This is a genomic window from Variovorax sp. 01T432 (assembly GCF_056398605.1).
Genome location: NZ_JBFTPS010000131.1, coordinates 1 through 1,591, shown reverse-complemented (window position 1 = coordinate 1,591; position 1,591 = coordinate 1). Strand labels below are relative to the sequence as shown.

The following is a 1,591-nucleotide window of genomic DNA, read 5'->3' as shown; positions in this document are numbered from 1 at the left end:
TAGACATGATGGCCCGTCCTCGGAGGAGGCGGACAGTAGATGGGAGATGGAAGGTCTGCCTCCTGCAGGAGTACCGTGGGTTGCGCACTGCGAGTGCGCCGAGCCACATGCAGAACACCCGAGGGTGTGATCTGCAGCTTTGCACAGGAGGCAGACATGGAAGAAGTTAGCACGGTTTTTGTTGGTCTGGATGTCCATTCGCAGTCCACGGCAATCGCGGTGGCGCACGCCGGGCGCGAGACTCCACGGTTTATCGGCACGGTCGGTGCTCGCCTGAGCGAGCTGATCAAGGCCCTGGACAAGCTTGGCAAGCCCTCGACGCTGCTGATCGTGTATGAGGCCGGACCCTGTGGCTACGCGCTGGTGCGCGAGCTGCGGGCCAGAGACTACCGCTGCGAGGTGGTGGCGCCTTCGCTGATTGCGCGCAAGCCGGGGGAGCGTGTCAAGACCGATCGACGCGACGCGCTGAAGCTGGCCGCGCTGGCGCGTTCGGGCGACCTGACGACGGTGAACGTGCCCGACGAACAAGATGAGGCCATCCGGGATCTGTGTCGTGCGCGGGTGGATGCCGTGAAGGCGCGGCTGAAGGCCCGCCAGCAACTCAAGGCGATGCTGCTGCGCCACGGACGTCGCTACACCGGCAAGACGTCGTGGACGGCGGCCCACGAACGCTATCTGGCCACACTCGGCTTCGAGCATCCGGCCCAGGATATTGCCTTTACCGAATACCGGCAGGCGGTCAGCGAGGCCGATGCACGTGTGCAGCGCCTGACTCAAGCCCTGGCACAGCAGATCGAGAACTGGCGCATGCTGGCGGTGGTGCGCGCGCTGATGACGCTGCGCGGTCTGGACTTGGTGGCGGCCACCGCTGTAGTGGCCGAGTTGGGCGATATGCGTCGCTTTGCCCATCCGCGCGATCTCATGGGCTACCTGGGTCTGGTGCCCAGCGAGCACTCCAGTGGGACGACACGGCGACAGGGGGAAATTACCAAGACCGGCAACGGGCATGCACGCCGTGTGCTCGTGGAGGCCGCCTGGAACTATCGTTTCCCTGCCCGCATCAGCCGCATCCTGCAAGTGCGACAGGAAGACCAACCCGTCGCCGTGCGTACGATTGCCTGGCGTGCGCAACTGCGCCTGTGTCAGCGCTATCGGCGCCTGAGCGCGCGGGGGATGCAACCCAACAAGGTGTGCGTGGCCATCGCCCGAGAGCTCGCTGGCTTCGTCTGGGATCTGAGCCGCCACGTCACCCCGCAGGCTTCTATGCCTGCCCCGCAGCAACATTGAATTGATTGCGTTCACACCGCACCGCAAACGCGACGAATGCACACGATAGGGGAACCCTCGATCGGACTATGTGGGCATCCAACCGGATGATCCCCGTCACTAGAGCGAGGCAGCCCCGCGACGCAGCCATGTAATGCGGTACCCAATCCGCGGATATCAGCGTGATTCATCGTCGCTAAAGCTGCATGCGTCGAGTCCAAGGTGCGGTGTGACGTTCTTTTAACTTCGTCATCCCATGCGCTATCGCGAAGCTTCGCGAGGAAATACCTCGTGCCCTCTTGACAAAACGGGCCATATCAGTCCG

At 63.4% G+C, this 1,591-nt stretch carries 1 protein-coding gene; it reads left to right on the top strand.

Annotated features, from left to right (window positions below; all coding sequences use genetic code 11):
- Window positions 1–156 precede the first annotated feature (156 nt).
- The gene (locus tag AC1DNF_RS35570) at window positions 157–1,287 is read left to right on the top strand and encodes an IS110 family RNA-guided transposase (RefSeq protein ID WP_478153622.1); all 1,131 of its coding nucleotides are present in this window, start codon (window positions 157–159) and stop codon (window positions 1,285–1,287) included.
- The last annotated feature ends 304 nt before the right edge of the window (window positions 1,288–1,591 follow it).

Coding starts and splice junctions, on each gene's coding strand:
- AC1DNF_RS35570 (WP_478153622.1), top strand. CDS start 157: ATGGAAGAAGTTAGCACGGTTTTTGTTGGTCTGGATGTCCATTCGCAG.